13 protein-coding genes are annotated in these 16699 nt (G+C 59.5%); 11 read left to right on the top strand and 2 right to left on the bottom strand.

Annotation, left to right across the window (positions count from 1 at the left end; translation table 11 throughout):
* Positions 1 to 24: 24 nt before the first annotated feature.
* The gene (locus tag MHZ89_RS14530) at positions 25 to 933 is read right to left on the bottom strand and encodes a hypothetical protein (RefSeq protein ID WP_311783585.1); all 909 of its coding nucleotides are present in this window, start codon (positions 931 to 933) and stop codon (positions 25 to 27) included.
* Between the two features lie 543 nt (positions 934 to 1476).
* Between MHZ89_RS14530 and MHZ89_RS14525 the strand changes: the two genes are divergently transcribed.
* The 11 genes from MHZ89_RS14525 (at position 1477) to MHZ89_RS14475 (ending at position 13705) form a co-directional block, all read left to right on the top strand.
* Positions 1477 to 3108: a TIGR04028 family ABC transporter substrate-binding protein gene (locus MHZ89_RS14525; protein ID WP_409373282.1), complete on the top strand. Its 1632-nt coding sequence runs from the start codon at positions 1477 to 1479 to the stop codon at positions 3106 to 3108.
* 13 nt (positions 3109 to 3121) lie between these two features.
* A complete protein-coding gene (locus MHZ89_RS14520; protein WP_311783584.1) occupies positions 3122 to 4066 on the top strand; it encodes an ABC transporter permease in 945 nt (314 codons plus the stop codon).
* The gene (locus MHZ89_RS14515) at positions 4063 to 4917 is read left to right on the top strand and encodes an ABC transporter permease (RefSeq protein WP_311783583.1); all 855 of its coding nucleotides are present in this window, start codon (positions 4063 to 4065) and stop codon (positions 4915 to 4917) included. Before MHZ89_RS14520 ends, MHZ89_RS14515 begins: the two co-directional genes overlap by 4 nt.
* Positions 4914 to 6527, top strand: coding sequence for an ABC transporter ATP-binding protein (locus MHZ89_RS14510; protein ID WP_311783582.1), 1614 nt, complete (start codon positions 4914 to 4916; stop codon positions 6525 to 6527). Before MHZ89_RS14515 ends, MHZ89_RS14510 begins: the two co-directional genes overlap by 4 nt.
* Entirely contained in the window at positions 6524 to 7534 is a 1011-nt protein-coding gene (locus MHZ89_RS14505) for a putative FMN-dependent luciferase-like monooxygenase (RefSeq protein WP_311783581.1), read from the top strand. The genes MHZ89_RS14510 and MHZ89_RS14505 overlap by 4 nt, the downstream gene beginning before the upstream one ends.
* Positions 7531 to 8643: an alkylhydroperoxidase domain protein gene (locus tag MHZ89_RS14500; protein ID WP_311783580.1), complete on the top strand. Its 1113-nt coding sequence runs from the start codon at positions 7531 to 7533 to the stop codon at positions 8641 to 8643. Before MHZ89_RS14505 ends, MHZ89_RS14500 begins: the two co-directional genes overlap by 4 nt.
* A gap of 2 nt (positions 8644 to 8645) precedes the next feature.
* Complete coding sequence (locus tag MHZ89_RS14495; protein ID WP_409373281.1) at positions 8646 to 9776, top strand: amidohydrolase; 1131 nt, start codon at positions 8646 to 8648, stop codon at positions 9774 to 9776.
* A 20-nt stretch (positions 9777 to 9796) separates the two neighbouring features.
* A complete protein-coding gene (locus tag MHZ89_RS14490) occupies positions 9797 to 10645 on the top strand; it encodes a VOC family protein (protein WP_311783579.1) in 849 nt (282 codons plus the stop codon).
* An 85-nt stretch (positions 10646 to 10730) separates the two neighbouring features.
* Positions 10731 to 12053: a glycoside hydrolase family 10 protein gene (locus tag MHZ89_RS14485; RefSeq protein WP_311783717.1), complete on the top strand. Its 1323-nt coding sequence runs from the start codon at positions 10731 to 10733 to the stop codon at positions 12051 to 12053.
* A 108-nt stretch (positions 12054 to 12161) separates the two neighbouring features.
* The gene (hipB, locus tag MHZ89_RS14480; protein WP_311783578.1) at positions 12162 to 12398 is read left to right on the top strand and encodes a type II toxin-antitoxin system antitoxin HipB; all 237 of its coding nucleotides are present in this window, start codon (positions 12162 to 12164) and stop codon (positions 12396 to 12398) included.
* Positions 12398 to 13705, top strand: a complete 1308-nt coding sequence (locus MHZ89_RS14475; RefSeq protein ID WP_311783577.1) for a type II toxin-antitoxin system HipA family toxin — start codon at positions 12398 to 12400, stop codon at positions 13703 to 13705. Before hipB ends, MHZ89_RS14475 begins: the two co-directional genes overlap by 1 nt.
* 385 nt (positions 13706 to 14090) lie before the next feature.
* Here MHZ89_RS14475 and fhuE read toward each other — a convergent pair whose 3' ends face one another.
* On the bottom strand, positions 14091 to 16256 hold the full coding sequence (gene fhuE / locus MHZ89_RS14470; protein ID WP_311783716.1) for a ferric-rhodotorulic acid/ferric-coprogen receptor FhuE: 2166 nt from the start codon (positions 16254 to 16256) through the stop codon (positions 14091 to 14093).
* Positions 16257 to 16699 lie beyond the last annotated feature (443 nt).

Here is a 16699-nt window from a genome sequence, read left to right as displayed (position 1 = left end):
GGTCGAGCATGCCAAATTAACAAATTATATAACCAGGCTTCTGCCTAGTTCATAACTGTCACACCAGCGTGCCTTATAATCAAAGGTTGGCCTTCCAAACGAAAAACGCATGGCCTTATTTGTTTTAACACACATCTCACTAGCGTGATTTACATTCACCCAGGTAAGAACAGTCCCCAGACTTAAGTTTTTTAATGCTGTATCCAGCCCTATATTAATGTAATCAAAAAATATTGCTCCTTTACACTCGATTTTGGTGATCAACTGCATGGCGCATGGCTTACCATGCATGAAAAGTATCTTACCCACAAATTTTTCAGGAAAACTTTTTATTAATTCAATATTCAGCGATAAGTTAATGGCATGCTTGCCACGCCTTTTATAGAAAAGATCATCAAAGATGTACATTGTCGTTTTCGCGTCAAAGTTTTCTACATCCAAGATCTCGCCGCCCATCTCCATAAATTTCTTTAACTCTCTCTTTCTGGTTTGTCGTGTTTTCGAGGAAAACTCAAGAGGATTGCGAGCAATACAAATTTTGCGCCTGGCATTAAATCTAAAGGTACTATTTAAAATATTTGCACCATGCAGGGAAGATAAAATCTTTGTTTTGAAAGGTAGAATTATTTTTGCATCCTTGCTTATTGGTAAAACCAATTCGTTTGAGGATATAGGGAGTAATTCTGAGCTGGTCAATTCGCTGGTTCTCGGATCGTTTGCCAAATATTTATCATCCCAAACACATATTGCTGCAAGAATATTTCCTTTGTTGTCTACCTTTATCATATAGCGGTGCTTAATATTATAGATTTGATGCTGAAAGTTAAGGAGATCTGGATCGCTAGAAGCATTACCATTTAACTCATAATGGCATTTTCTGTATACATCCAAACCGGTTTCTTCCCAACCAAAAAGAGAGCTTTTAATTCGCATTAAATAAGCCTGATAATTATATTCATTATAAATGATTGCAAAGGTGAGATTAGTGGGTGTCGTGCTATCATCACTAACCAGGGAGTTCATATTGAATGAGAAAATTATGTGACTTCAAAAAGAAACCCAAGCTAAACAAGACGGAATTAAATGCTAATTATCTAATTTGTTTTATGACTGTTTGGCTTTGTCAGTTAAAAGAGCAATGTGTTGTGAACTGATTTCAACATAGTATTAACTTAGGTTGTTTTTTGCCAATTAAATTTAAAAAATCACTGCTGTTTAAAGATTAATCCTGTCCGATTTGTAATAAATTAAATAAAGATATTTTCGCCTGGATATTGCCAAGGAAGACCGACTTGTCCCTCAACAAATATAACCAAAAAATATATCCACCGCCTTCTGTGATAACCGCTGTTCGCCTGTACGAAACACCATTTGTTATTTTCAGATAAGCTTTGCTCAATTCATTGGTTCATTTGCCTTGCGTCGCGTCCGATGATGAATTCCGCCTCTGAGGCAACTGATAACAAAGGAATTCATATGATGCGATTTCATTTTTCGCCGCTGCCGCGCGCACTGGCATTTGCTCTGCTTGCAGGGAGTTTCACGGTTCACGCGGCGGAGACGCCGGTTAAAGGCGGCACGCTTATCTACCTTGAGCAGCAGGCGCACACCACGCTTTATCCGCCCGCCGGCGGTTTCTACCCCAACGGCGGCATACTTAATCAGATCACCGATAAGCTCACCTGGCAAAATCCTGAGACGCTACAGGTCGAGCCGTGGATTGCGGAGAGCTGGAGCAGCAATGCGGATAACACCGAATACACCTTTAAAATTCGCCCTGGCGTGACCTTTTCTGACGGCACGCCGCTGGATGCCAGTGCAGTAGCGAAAAACTTCGACACCTACGGGCTGGGAAATAAAGCGCAACGCCTGCCGGTATCCGAGGTGATTAATAACTATGACCACAGCGAAGTTATCGATCCGCTGACGGTGAAGTTTTATTTTAAAAAGCCGTCGCCCGGTTTTTTACAGGGCACCGCGACCATTGGCTCCGGTCTTGTCTCGCTCAGTACGCTGGCGCGTAATTTCGACCAGCTTGGCGACGCGCGTCATATTATCGGCTCCGGCCCCTTTGTGGTCAGCGACGAAAAGCTTGGCCGCGAGGTCGATCTGGCCGCGCGTAAGGATTATCAGTGGGGGCCGAAACATGCGCAGCAGCAAGGCCCTGCCAACCTTGACGGCATAAAAATTATCGTCACGCCGGAAGACAGCGTGCGCATCGGCGCCTTGCTGGCAGGCCAGGCAGACGTGATCCGCCAGGTGCAGGCTTATGATGAGAAGCAGGCGAAGGACCAGCAGTTTCCTCTCTACGCGGCACCGACGCGCGGCGTGAACGACAGCATCAGCTTCCGCCCCGACAATCCGCTGGTAAGCGATCTGCGCGTGCGACAGGCGCTGCTGCACGCCACCAATGCGAAACAGGTGGTCGATACCCTTTTCTCCCCCGCCTATCCGCAGGCGAAATCGGTCATTGCCGCGAGCGCGGCGGGCTTCGTTGACCTCAGCGATAAATTAACATTCGACCCGGAACAGGCGAAAAAGCTGCTGGACGACGCGGGCTGGAAAACGGGTGCCGACGGCATTCGCGTAAAAGAGGGCAAGCCGCTGGCGCTGACGGTTTATGAATCGCTGCCGCAGCCGCAAAACAAAGAGGTATTGCAGCTAATCGCCCAGCAGTGGCGTCAGGTTGGCGTCGCGCTGACGGTTAAAGCGGGCGACGCCGGCAGCAAAACCCTCGACAGCCTCGATCCGCTGAAGACGCCGCTTACCGTCTCGGAAGTGGGCCGCGCCGATCCGGATGTAGTGAAAAGTCAGTTCTATCCCGCCAACCGCGACGCGCTGCTGCAAAAAGGCGGCTCCAGCGACAAAGTCAGGAGCTTCCGCGACGACAGGCTGAATAACCTGCTGCTGGCTATCTCCGCCGAGGTCGATCCGGCGAAACGCCTGCAGCTGACTGGCGACGTGCAGCGCTACCTGCTGGATAACGCCTACGTCATCCCGATCTTCGAGGAGCCGCAGGTCTTCGCTGGCGCGCCCTGGCTGAAAGGCCTGCGCTTCGAAGCGGTCGGCCGCCCGGCGTTCTACGGCGCCTGGCTGGAAAAACATTAAGGCGGGGTGAACAATGAGACGCTATCTGCTGCATCGGTTGAGTAGCGGCCTGCTGGTGTTATGGGCGGCCTTTACCCTCTCTTTTTTCCTGCTGCAGGTGTTGCCCGGCGACGCGGTGCTGATCAAATTTCAGAACCCCGACCTTGGGCTAAGCCCGCAGCAGATAGCGGAGATGCGCCTCGCCTACGGCGCGGACAGTCCGCTATGGCGGCAATATCTGCACACGCTCTTTGCCATGCTTCACGGCGATTTCGGCTTTTCAGTGCAGGCGGGCGTGGCAGTCAGCGCGCAGCTTGCCGACAGCCTGCCGGGCACGCTGCGTCTGGCGCTGTGCGGTTTTCTGCTGGCGACGCTGCTCGCCTTCGGGCTGGCGGCGCTCTCCCGTCTGCCCGCGCTGCGCAGAGTGCGGTCGCTGTTACAGTCGGTGCCCGCGCTTTTTATCTCGATACCGACTTTCTGGCTCGGCATTGCGCTGATTCAGATCTTCTCTTTCCAGCTGCGCTGGATCCCGGTAATCAATCCTTCGCCCTGGCAGGGCTTGCTGCTGCCGATCGTGACGGTGGCAGTACCGATCTCCGCGCCGCTGGCGCAGATCCTGCTGCGCAGCATCGACGAGGTCTCTACCCAGCCCTTTGTGGCGGTGGCACGCGCTAAAGGCGCAAGCGAAAGCCGCGTGCTGTGGCGTCACGTGCTGCGCAACGCCATGCTGCCGGTGCTGACCATCGCCGGGCTGCTGCTGGGCGAACTGATCGCTGGCGCGCTAATCACCGAAACCGTATTCGGCCTCGGCGGTCTCGGCCAGCTGACGCAGCAGGCGGTCAATAACCAGGATGTCGCGGTTCTTCAGGCCGTGGTGATGATCTCCGCGCTCGGTTTTGTGGCGATCAACCTGCTGGTCGATCTTCTGATGCCGCTGTTCGATCCGCGCCTGCAACCTGTTTCCGGAGGTGCCCTGTGAGCCTTGTTGATTATGCCTCTGCGCGGCGCGCCACGCCGACCGCCGGACGTCGGGCGCTGCGCATTCAGCCGGGCCTGTGGCTGGCATGGCTGGTTTTACTACTGGCGGCAGGCGCGGCGATCGCGCCGACGCTCTTTACCCACTACAGCGCCACTGAAGGCATCCCCGGCACGCAGCGCCTGGCACCGCAGGCGGGACACTGGCTCGGCACCGACCAGCTGGGACGCGATCTCTGGGCGCGTATGGTTTACGGCGCCTCGGCGTCCCTCTCCGCCGCGACCATCGCAGTGGCAATGGGGCTGACGGCGGGCAGTGCGCTCGGCGTGCTGGCAGGCGCGACCGGCGGTAGAACCGAGGCGCTGATCATGCGCGCCGTCGATGTCCTGCTCTCTATTCCTTCGCTGCTGCTGTCGCTCAGCGTATTGATCCTGCTCGGCTTCGGCACGCTGCACGCCGCGCTGGCGGTGGGCGCAGCGTCGATCGCCAGCTTCGCGCGGCTGACGCGCGGCGAAGTCGTGCGTATCCGCCACAGCGATTATGTTGAAGCGGCCTTCGGCAGCGGCGGCACCTTTTTCGCTGTGCTGCGCCGCCATATTGTCCCCAATGCGCTGACGCCCGCCATTGCCTTCGCCGCGCTGCAGTTCGGCCAGGCAATTCTGGCGCTCTCGACGCTCAGTTTTCTCGGCTATGGCACGCCGCCACCCGCGCCTGAATGGGGACTGCTGATCGCCGAAGGGCGTAATTATCTCTCTACCGCGTGGTGGCTGACCACGTTCCCCGGCCTGCTGGTGATCGCCGTGGTGCTCGCCGCCAGTCGCATCAGCGTTCAGATTGCAGGAGGTCGTCGATGAGCACACCCCTACCGCTGCTGGCGGTTAAACATCTCAGCCTGAGCTATCGCAGCGGGCATCAATGGCGTCAGGTGGTACACGACGTCAGCTTCGAACTTCAGGCCGGTGAAATGGTGGCGCTGGTAGGCGAATCAGGCTCCGGTAAAACCACCACCGCGCAGGCGATTATCGGACTGATGGCGGAAAATGCCCGCCGCGACAGCGGAGAGATCCGCCTGAACGGCGAAGATATTGCCGACTGGTCGCAAAAACGCCTCGACCGGCTGCGCGGCGTGCGCATCAGCCTGGTGCCGCAGGATCCCGGCAACTCTCTTAATCCGGTAAAAACCGTTGGCGCGCAGGTTGAGGAGATCCTGCGCCTGCATACTGCGCTCAACGGTGAAGAGCGCCAGCGTCGCGTGGTGGAGCTGCTGACCCGCGTCGGCCTCAGCCATCCCGAACAGCGGGCGCTTCAGTATCCGCACCAGCTATCGGGCGGCATGAAACAGCGCGTGCTGATTGCTATCGCGCTGGCGCTCAGCCCCGATCTTATTATTGCCGACGAACCCACCAGCGCCCTCGACGTCACGGTGCAGAAGCGCATCCTCGATCTGCTCGACGCGCTGCGCCGCGACTCCGGCACCGCCGTGTTGTTCGTCACCCACGATCTGGCGTTAGCCGCCGAGCGCGCAGACCGCATTATGGTGTTCCGCCATGGCGAGATTCAGGAATCGGCGCCTGCCGCGCAGCTGGTTGGCGCGCCGCAGCACGTCTATACCCGCCAGCTGCTGCGGGATGCCGCGCCGCATCGCATTACGCGCCGCGTCCCGGACCGCCTGGCGACGCCCGCTATCAGCGTCAGCGCTATCGGTAAAGCCTTCACCCTGGGCAAAAACCAGCGGTTACAGGCGTTAAATAACGTCAGTTTCCAGGTGGCGCGCGCCTCGACCCATGCGCTGGTCGGCGAATCGGGTTCCGGTAAAACCACCCTGGCGCGCATTCTTCTCGGCTTTGAACAGGCAGACAGCGGCAGCGTCACGCTGGACGGCACGCTGGTCAGCGGGCTGCGCGGCGAAGCGCTGCGCCAGCTGCGGCGCAAAATTCAGTTCGTCTATCAGAACCCCTTCGCCTCGCTCGATCCGCGCCAGACGCTGCGGGAGATTATTGAGGAGCCGCTACGCAATTTCGAACGGCTCAGTGCCGCTGAACGTCGGCAGCGCGCCGAGGCGGTGGCGGAGCGTGTGGCGCTGCCTGCCGAGCTTCTGACGCGCGGGGCGCGCGAGCTTTCCGGCGGCCAGCGCCAGCGCGTCGCCCTTGCCCGCGCGCTCATCCTCAACCCCGATATTCTGGTGCTCGACGAGGCGACCTCGGCGCTCGACGTCACTGTTCAGGCGCAAATTCTGCTGCTGTTGCAACAGCTACAGAACGAGCTGGGCCTCACCTATTTGTTTATTACCCATGACCTGGCGACGGTGCGCCATATGGCTGACAGCATCACGGTACTGCGTGCAGGCGAAGTGGTAGAGAGCGGTGACGTTGTCACGCTGTTTGCCGCTCCCCGTCATGCCTATACCCGCGAACTGATCGCCGCTATTCCCCGGTTTACTCAGCGAATGAGGGCTTCCGCATGACGCGACGCATTGGCTTTTTTACCCGGCTGCTGGATAAGGCATCTGCGCAGCAGCGCTACCGCCTGGCAACCGAACAGATCCAGCACGCCGAACGGCTCGGCTTTGACAGCGCCTGGATTGCGCAGCACCATTTTCACGAGGCGGAGGGTGGCCTGCCCGCTCCGCTGGTCTTTCTGGCGCACGCGGCGGCGCATACCCGCACCATCCGTCTCGGTACGGCGATTATCACCCTGCCGATGGAAAATGCGCTGCGCGTGGCGGAGGATGCGGCGGTACTGGATCTGCTGGCGGAGGGACGTCTGGAAATCGGCCTGGGCTCCGGCGGCACGCCCGACTCCTTTCTGCCCTTCGGCCTGACCTTTGAACAGCGCGCCGCCGCGTTCGCCGATAACCTGCATCAGTTGCTCAGCGCCTGGCGCGGCGATTCGCTGGGTCATCCTGATAATCATCTTTACCCTGCCGCGCCGCAGCTGGCGCAGCGCGTCTGGATCGCCACCTTTTCCGCCGAGGGGGCGGCGCGCGCCGGGGCGGCTGGCCACGGCCTGATGCTGTCGCGCACTCAGCCGCGTCCGGCAGAAGATCCGGCGCGCGCGCTGGATGCGATACAGAACCCGCTTATCGACGCCTACCTTGCCGCGCTGCCTGCGGGCGTTGCGCCGCGTATTCTCGCCTCGCGCACCGCTTTTGTCGCCGATTCTGACGCCTGGGCGCGCCGCGTTGCCGAGCCGGGCATCCGTCATCAGGCGCAGCAGTACCGCGCCGCCGGACATGCGCTGCGCGGCGAGTCGCTGGACGATATTTTCGCGCAGTTCGACGCCCATATCGGCGATCCCGACAGGGTGCGCGCCTCGCTGGCGCAGGACAGCGTGCTGCCGCGCGTTACCGATATCTCGTTTCAGGTGCACTCCGTCGAGCCGTCGCATGCCGATACCTTGCGCTCTATTGAACTTATCGCCGAACAGATCGCGCCCTGGCTGCGCACGCTGACTTCTCAGGAGAAATCATGACTCAATCCCACGATCTGCTGGCCGAACTGGCCGATATCGATCCCGCCAGTGAACTGGCGCAGGCGCGCGCCACGCGCGATGCCGCCACCCGGCATACGCAGGGCAGCTATGAGGTGCTGTTCAGCCAGCAGGAGACCGATTTCCCGCTGGCTGAACGCGTCGCGCTGGCGGCGCAGGTGGCGGAGTGGCATGGCGCTGAACGGCTGCGCGCGCACTATGCCGCGCATCAGGCGTTCCAGCCGCTCGGCGACGCCGCGCGCCAGACGCAGGCGCTGGCCTTTGCCAGACGCCTTACCTTTGAGCCGGTCGCCGCCGCGCCTGAGCATATCCAGGCGCTGCGCGACGCTGGCTGGAGCGCGCGCGGCGTAGTCACGCTGGCGCAGCTGGTGGCCTTTATCAGCTTCCAGAGTCGGTTGCTTGCCGGTTTGCGGCTGCTACAGGGCGAAGAGACGAGCAGCCCGCCGCGCGCCGCCGTCGCAGGCCGCTGGCATACCGCTGAACGCACCGCCAGCGGGCAAACCGCGCCCACCGCCTTTACCCAGGCGGAACTCGGCTGGGAACCCTGGCTGGCGGCGAAGCCGCTGGCGGAGTTTGACGCCGAAGAGCAGGCGATTCTGGCGCGTTTCGGCCACAGCGACTCCGACTATTTCCGCCTGCTGGCGCGCAACCAGCCGGTGCTGGAGCAGCGCACCCTCACTGACAAGGGCATCTTCTATACCGCCGGCGGATTATCGCGCGCCGAACGCGAACTGGCCGCTACGGTAGCCAGCAAGATCAACGGCTGCATCTACTGCGCCTCGGTGCATGCGCGCAAGGCGGCGCAGCTTTCTAAAGATAAGGATGCAGTGCAGAAACTGCTGAATGTCGCGCCCGGCGCGGCGCTGTCGCATGGTCAGTCGCCGCGCTGGGCCGCCGATATTGATTTCGCTGCCTCGCTCTCGGTTACGCCGCCCGTCGCCAGCCAGGCGCAGCTTCAGGCGCTGCGCCAGCAGGGGCTGGATACGCTGGCGCAGCTCGACCTGGTGCAGTCGACCGCTTTCTTCGCCTGGGCGAACCGCCTGATGCTGACGCTCGGCGAGCCCTTTCTGCCCTCTGACGCACAAGGATAAGTATGTTGTCACCTGACCAACTGATCGCCTGGCGACGCGAGCTGCATCAGCATCCAGAATTGTCGAATCATGAATTTCAGACCACGGAACGCATCACGCGCTGGCTGCGGCAGGCCGATATCCGCCTGCTGCCGCTGGCGCTGAAAACCGGCGTGGTAGCCGAGACAGGCCAGGGCGAACCGCTGATTGCGCTGCGCGCCGATATCGACGCTCTGCCCATCGACGAGGCTGTCGACCGGCCGTGGAGGTCGCAGCAGCCTGGCGTTATGCACGCCTGCGGCCACGATCTGCACACCTCGATAATGCTCGGCGTGGCGCACCGCCTGCGGCAGCAGGAGCAGCAGCTGCCAGGGCGCGTGCGCATTCTGTTCCAGCCGGCGGAAGAGACCTTTAACGGCGCGCAGCAGCTGATTGACGCCGGTGCGCTGGAGGGCGTACAGGCGATTTTCGGCATGCATAACGCGCCGGATCTGCCGCTCGGCACGCTGCGCACGCGCGGCGGCGCCTTTTACGCCAACGTTGACCGCTTCACCATTCATATTCACGGCCGGGGCGCGCACGCCGCGCGGCCGCATGAGGGTATCGACGCCATTGTGATCGGCAGTCATATCGTGACCGCGCTGCAAACCCTGCCGAGCCGCGTCTTCAGTTCGCTGGAGTCGGTGGTGCTCAGCGTGACGCGCTTTACCGCGGGCAATACCTGGAATGTGCTGCCGCAAAGCGTGGAACTGGAAGGCACAGTGCGTACCCATAACGATGCGATTCGCACCGCCATCCCGCACAAGATGCGCCAGCTTATCGGCAGCATCGCCGCCGGCTTCGGCGCGCAGGCGGAACTGGAGTGGGTAGCCGGCCCGCCTGCGCTGGTAAATACGCCCGCCTGGGCCGATTTTATGCTGGCGCAGGCGCAGGCGAGCGGCTTCCGCGCCGAACGCGGCACGCCGCAGATGGGCGGCGAAGATTTCGCCTTCTACCTGCACCATGTGCCGGGCGCGTTTGTCAGCATCGGCAGCGCCAGCGAATGCGGGCTGCATCATCCCGGGTTCGATCCCGATGAAGGCATTATCGAACCGGCGGTGAACTACTTTACTCAGCTTGTGCCGCACGCGCTGGATATCCTGGCCAGCGCATGACGAAAAAGAGGAGAAAAGAGATGGCGATCCCCGTTCCTGTACCTGTGCTGGATCACGCGGTTATCAATGTGGCCGATCGACTGGATGAGGCGAGCGCGCTTTATCGTCGGCTCGGCTTTCAGCTCAGCGAGCGCGGCCACCATACGCTCGGCTCCAGCAACCATCTGGCGATTTTCGGCGAAAACTATCTGGAGCTGCTGGGCTACGAGCCAGGACGCGGCGAACGACGCGCTGACCTGTGGCAGGCACCGCTCGGCCTGAGCGGGCTGGTCTGGAAAACGCAGGATGCGGAGAGCACTTTTCTGCACCTGCAGCATCATGATCTGGATGGTGATGCGCCCGCCTCGTTTCACCGCCCGGTGACGCTGCCGGACGGCGAAGCGAGCGAGGCGCACTTTCGTACCGTTCGGCTACGCCCGGCGCTGATCCCCAACGGCCGCAGCTTCTTCTGCCAGCACGACACGCCGCATGTGGTGTGGCAGGCCGCCTGGCAGACGCACCCAAACGGCGTGCAGGGCATCAGCGAGTTTGTCATTGTGGCGCAGGATCCGGCGCGCGCCGCCCAGGTGTACAGCCATTTGTTCGGCGCGGATCGCATTCTGGCCTGTCAGGATGGCGCGTTCGTACTGAAGGCGGGCGAAGCGAAGGTGCGTTTCGCCTCTGCCGCCTATGCGCAGACGCGCTTCGGCTCGCTGCCGGAGGATTATGACGGCTCGCCGCGTATGTCTGCGCTCAGCTTCCGCAGCGACAGCCTGGAAAAGGTCAAGGCGAGCCTGCTGCTGGGCGATATTCCCTTCCATGAAGCGCAGGGTGCCATTGTGGTGACGGCGGAACAGGGCTTTAACCTGGCGCTGCGCTTTCATCAGTAAGCGCGCGGCGGCCTGGCAGTTGACTTGCGCCGTAATAACCTGAGAATGAGGAACCTCAGATAAAGGAACAGCTAAAAAGGAGTTTATCATCAAGGGTTCCCTCGGTTTTTTCTCTACGGCGCGCAAAAAATCCCTGCTTGCCGCCGCGCTGCTGCTGGTCGGCTGCGCCTCCGAGCCGCCAAAGTCGCTGGTGACGCCCTTTCCCGCCAGGACGCCGTCGCAAAAAACGCAGCCTGCCCCGGCGCAGCAGCCAATGCGCGGCGTCTGGCTGGCGACCGTCTCCCGTCTCGACTGGCCGCCGGTTAATTCGGTCAACGTCAGCAGCGCGGCGCTGCGCATCCGCCTGCAACAGCAGGCGCTGACAGATAAGCTCGACAGGCTGAAAAGTCTCGGCATCAACACCGTCTTCTTTCAGGTGAAGCCGGACGGCACCGCGCTCTGGCGCTCAGATATCTTGCCTTGGTCCGATATGCTGACCGGCGCTATCGGCGAAGATCCCGGCTACGATCCGCTGGCGTTTATGCTGGATGAAGCGCACAAGCGCGGCATGAAAGTACACGCCTGGTTTAACCCCTACCGCGTCGCCGTCAATACCCGACCCTCGACGATCGCCGAACTGAACCGCACATTGACGCTTCATCCCGCCAGCGTGTATGTGCTGCACCGCGACTGGATCCGCACCGCTGGTGACCGTCTGGTGCTCGATCCCGGCATTCCGGACGCGCGTGACTGGATTACCAGCATCGTGGCGGAGGTCGTGGCGCGCTATCCCGTCGACGGCGTGCAGTTCGACGACTATTTCTATGCAGAAACCGCCGCCTCGCCGCTTAACGACAGCCAGACCTACCGCGCTTACGGCCAGGGATTCGCCTCGAAGGCGGACTGGCGGCGTCACAATACGCAGCTGCTGATTGAACAGGTTTCGCGCACCATCAAACAGCTTAAGCCACAGGTGCAATTTGGCGTCAGCCCGGCAGGCGTCTGGCGCAATCTGTCGCACGATGCGGCTGGCTCCGACACGCGCGGCGCGGCGGCCTATGACGAAGCCTTCGCCGATACCCGGCGCTGGGTGCAGCAAGGGCTGCTCGACTATATCGCTCCCCAGCTCTACTGGCCTTTTGCGCGGCAGGCGGCGCGCTACGACGTGCTGGCGCACTGGTGGGCGGATGTGGTGAAGCCGACCCATACGCGTCTCTATATTGGCGTAGCGCTCTATAAAGTGGGCGAACCGTCGCGCACCGAGCCGGACTGGACGGTCGGAAATGGCGTGCCGGAGTTAAAAAAACAGCTCGATCTGAACGAGTCCACGCCGGGCATCGACGGCACTATTCTGTTCCGGGAAAACTACCTCGAACAGCCGCAGACACAGCCGGCGGTGCGCTACTTGCAAAGCCGCTGGGGCCGCTGAATTATCCGCAAGCGCGGATAAGCTTTACTTTATCCTCTGGTGGGTATAATTTCATTTTTATCCGCGGGAGGGGATATATCCCCTCCCCGCCTTACCACAGGAGCAGCGATGATCTACAGCCCACAACAGCTGGCCCATCTGATCAGGCTTGAACGACAGAAGCGCGGCTGGACGCAGAGCGACCTGGCGCGCCGGGTCGGCATCAAGCAGGCCACCGTATCAAACTTCGAAAATAATCCTGACAAGACTACGCTGACCACGCTGTTTAAAATCCTGCAGTCGCTGGAGCAGGAGCTGGTGATTCAGAGCAAATCGACGCAGAACGGCAAGGCGCTGGAGTGGTAATGGATCAGCTTAGCGCCTGGATGAACGGCGAACGCGTCGGCACACTGACGCGCCAGAAAAATGGCGCGCATATCTTTCAGTATGAGCCTGGCTGGCTGAGTAATCCGCTGGCGAGGCCGCTGTCGCTCTCGCTGCCGCTGCAGTACCCCGCTATCGCCTCTGCCAGCGTCATCAACTTTTTCGATAACCTGCTGCCTGATAATCCTCGCGTCAGAGAGCGCATTCTTAACCGTTATCGGGCGAAGTCGATGCAGCCGTTCGATCTGCTGCGGGAAGTAGGCCGTGACAGCGTCGGCGCGGTGATGCTGCTGCCCGCTGAGGCCGCCGCGCCCGATCTCTCTGTGCGTTATGAGCCGCTCGACGCCGCGCGGCTGGAAAAAATACTTTCAGCGTATCAGAGCGATATTCCGCTGGGGATGATCCCGGAAGAGCGCGACTTCCGCATTTCCGTGGCGGGCGCGCAGGAGAAAACCGCGCTGCTGAAAACCCCTCAGGGCTGGGCCGTCCCGCGGGGACCGACACCTACGTCACATATCATTAAGCTGCCGATCGGCGAAATTAAGCAGCCTTTCGCGACGCTCGATATGCGCGACAGCGTGGAAAACGAATATGTCTGTCTGGCGCTGGCGCGCGAGCTGGGCTTTCGCGTGCCTGATGCCGCCATTATTACGGCCGGCAAGCTGCGCGCGCTGGCGGTAGAGCGATTCGACCGGCGCTGGAGCGCTGACGGCGTCCGACTGCTGCGCCTGCCGCAGGAGGATATTTGCCAGAGCCTCGGCCTCGCCTCCGCGACAAAATATGAATCTGACGGCGGGCCGGGCATCGCGGCGATCATGTCGCTGCTGATGGGCTCCAGCAATGCGCTGGAGGATCGCGACGATTTTATGAAGTTTCAGGTGTTCCAGTGGCTGATCGGCGCGACCGACGGGCATGCGAAGAACTTTTCGCTCTATATCGAGCGTGGCGGCAGCTACCGGCTGACGCCGTTCTACGACATTCTTTCCGCTTATCCGGTACTGGGCGGCACCGGCCTCAATATTCGCGAACTGAAGCTGGCGATGGGGCTCACCGCGTCGAAAGGCAAAAAGGTGGAAATCGATAAAATCTTTCCGCGCCATTTCCTCGCCACGGCGGCAAGCGTCCGCTTCTCCACCGAGCGGATGACGCAGATCCTCGCTTTCTTCGCGGAGGCGTTTCCGGCCGCCGTAGCGCGCGTCAGGGAGCAGCTGCCCGCCAATATCCCGCCCGCAATTGCCGAGGCTATTTTCACTAACGCGCTGAAAATGGCGGAGCGGCTCAGCCGATAAAGAATGGAATAGCCGCTTTGCGTCACTTGTGCGGTAACAAATAAGCAGCCGAAGAAAGACGCTTTTCATTACCGGCAGGTATACATAAACCTCAGATTTTGAGCTGCGTATTACGCGGCCGAACAAGAGATGCTTATTGAGCGGGGTTTAGGGCGGAATCGGCGGATTAGATGCGCATGCAACATTGCGCTGCTGATTAATTTGGTCAACAGGTGAGGCAAATATTTGTGCCGGATATACCAGGTCGCGTAACGGCTTTAGTCAACAAACAGCACAGCGGATTATTACAGAGTAAGGCCGCTTAAACAGTCGTTAGCATATGCCAGAATGAAAACGCCGCCGCAGATTACCGGCGGCGGCGTTGCTGTATATACCTAATCTCTTATCAAAAGCGATAGGTCGCCGATACCGAGAAGTTGCGCGGCTCGCCGTAAACGTTATAGGCGCCGACCCAGGTGTCATACTCTTTGTCGAACAGGTTATTCAGGTTGGCCTGTAGCGAAAGGTTTTTCGACACATCATAACGCGCGAAAAGATCCACCAGCGCATAGCTGCCCTGACGCGCGCGCCATGTGCCGTTGCCTTCCGGCGCGCCAACATCCTGCCAGGTATGCGTCTGCCAGTCTACGCCGCCGCCCAGCGTCAGCTGCTCCAGCATCGGCAGGCGATAGCTGGTAAAGAGGTTGAAGCGGGTGCGCGGCAGCTGCAAGTTATAGGCGTTGCCGTCGCGATCTTCCGCCAGATAGGTGGTGCCGCCGAAGGTCATCTGCCAGTTATCGGTCAGCGCGCCGTTCAGCTCAAACTCGATACCGCGGCTGACTACGCCATCTTTCGCTACGTACGCGGTCGACTGCGATCCTGAAATGATCTGACCGGTGTCTTCGCCAACGTTGTCCAGCTCGGTACGGAACACCGAGAGCGTGGTGGTCAGACGGCTGTTAAGCCAGTCAGATTTCACGCCCACCTCGTAGTTTTTCCCGATAACCGGCGACAGGAAAGCGCCACTGCTGTCGCGGTAATCCTGCGGCTGGAATACCGAGGTATAACTGGCGTAGGCAGACCAGTTCTCCGCGAAGTCGTAGATCAACCCGCCGTAAGGGGTGATATTGTTCTTTTCCAGCTCCTCGCCGGTGGTCAGCGTCTGACGATTCCAGTTGGTATAACGCGCCCCCAGGATCAGATGCAGCGGATCGGCCAGCGAGATGCGCGTCGCCAGATAGACTGATTTCTGGCGAACCGTGGTGCTGTCGTCGGTCAGCGCACGCGCGCCCCAGCTGGTTTCCGGGAAGTCGCCGTTAAAGGTATTGTAATCGCCCAGCTCGTCCGCCGAGATATTGGCCCAGGCGCTGTAGTACTTATTCTGCTGACGGCTGTAGTTAACGCCCAGCATCATCTCATGCTGACGGCCCAGCAGCTCATAGGGGCCGCTGGCGAAGGCGTCAACCGCATCGACTTTGCGCTTGCCGGTGTTGTAGCCGGTTCCGCCCTCTACCGGATAGTTTGCGTACTGCGAAACGCCAAGGCCGCTGGTTTTATCAAAGTAGCCGTCAAGATAGAGCTGCTTACTGTCGAGGAACATCTCGTTGTGCGTGCCGTTCAGCGTGAGATTCCAGCCGTTGGCGAAATCCTGCTTGAAATTAACGAAAACTTTCTTGTTCTCTTTATCGTTGTAGGCCCATTCCGGCGCGGTGTTATAGCCGCGACGGGAATGGATTTGCGTGCCGTCGGTGTACCAGCGCGGCGTGCCGCTCCACATCGGCGAATCGGTATTGACCTGCGAGAACTCATAGCCCACGGAAAGGGTCGCGGAATCGGTCAGGTCGGCGTCCACCACGCCATAGACAAACTGCTTCTGCGCGCCATAGCGTTCGATAAAACTGTTCTTGTCATCATAGCCAGCGACCAGACGACCGCGGACGCTGCCGTCGCCGTTGAGCGGGGTAGAGAGATCGGCAACATAGCGCTGTTTACCCCAGCTGCCATAGGTAGCAGAGACGCTGCCGGTGAATGTTTTGCTGTCAGCATGTTTCCGCACCATATTGACGGCGGCGGAAGGATTGCCCGGCCCGGTCAGCAAACCGGTCGCGCCGCGCACCACTTCCACACGTTCGTAAAGCGCCATATCGGACTGGGCATCGCCGAGATTCCAGCGCGAGGCGAAGGTGGTCGGAATGCCGTCGACCATAAAATTGTCGATGGGAAAACCGCGAGCGTAGTAAGTCGTGCGATCCATATCGCTGCTCACGCCGGTAATCGCCGTGGTGGTGTGCAGCACGTCATTCAGCGACTGAAGCTGCTGATCTTCCATGCGCTGCTTGCTGACCACGGTAACCGACTGCGGAATATCGCGTGCGGTGAGCGCCATTTTGGTGCCCGCGCGAGTAATCGGCACGCTGTAATCGCGAGCGTCCTGTTGCCCGGTGCTGCTGGCGCTGGCGTCTACGTTAAGCGTCTGTTCGTCTGGTGCAGACGTATCGGCGGCCTGAGCGCTTTGCGCGACGCTGGCGGCGATCAGCATGGCCAGCAGCGAGCGTTGCAGAGGGTGTTTCATGGCGCTGGCGAAATCGCCCTCGCAGAATTCCCTGACGCGGTGAACATCAAAAGACATCGCTGTTCCTCTTTTTTCTTTATTGGGTGTGGCTGCCACTGGTTGCCGAGGCGCATTACCTGCCCGGCTGTAAGACGCTCTACTAACGCGATCCTGTAATAAAGCAAATGAGAAATATACGCATTGCCATTATCATTGCAAGTAATTGTTAAAAAATGCTGCAAAATATCGATAACAGGCTGTGACATGAAAGCGACTGATAGATAAGGGGTTTATTCAGGAAGCAAGGCTGTCAAAAGCCTGAGAACTGGAAGTTACCGGAAAGGGTAGTGGCAGTGGCAGTGGCCCAGCCTGGCTGCACGCATTAACGGGCCAGGAAGACGGCATTCACCCGAACGCAGAGTTATCTTAAGACGCTCTGCTCTTTTCCTGACGCGCCAGCTATA

The sequence above is a fragment of the Pantoea sp. ACRSB genome, from assembly GCF_022346905.1.
GTDB classification, from domain to species: domain Bacteria; phylum Pseudomonadota; class Gammaproteobacteria; order Enterobacterales; family Enterobacteriaceae; genus Pantoea; species Pantoea piersonii.
Note: the sequence above shows the minus strand (reverse complement) of the source record. Positions and strands in the feature narration are given on the sequence as shown.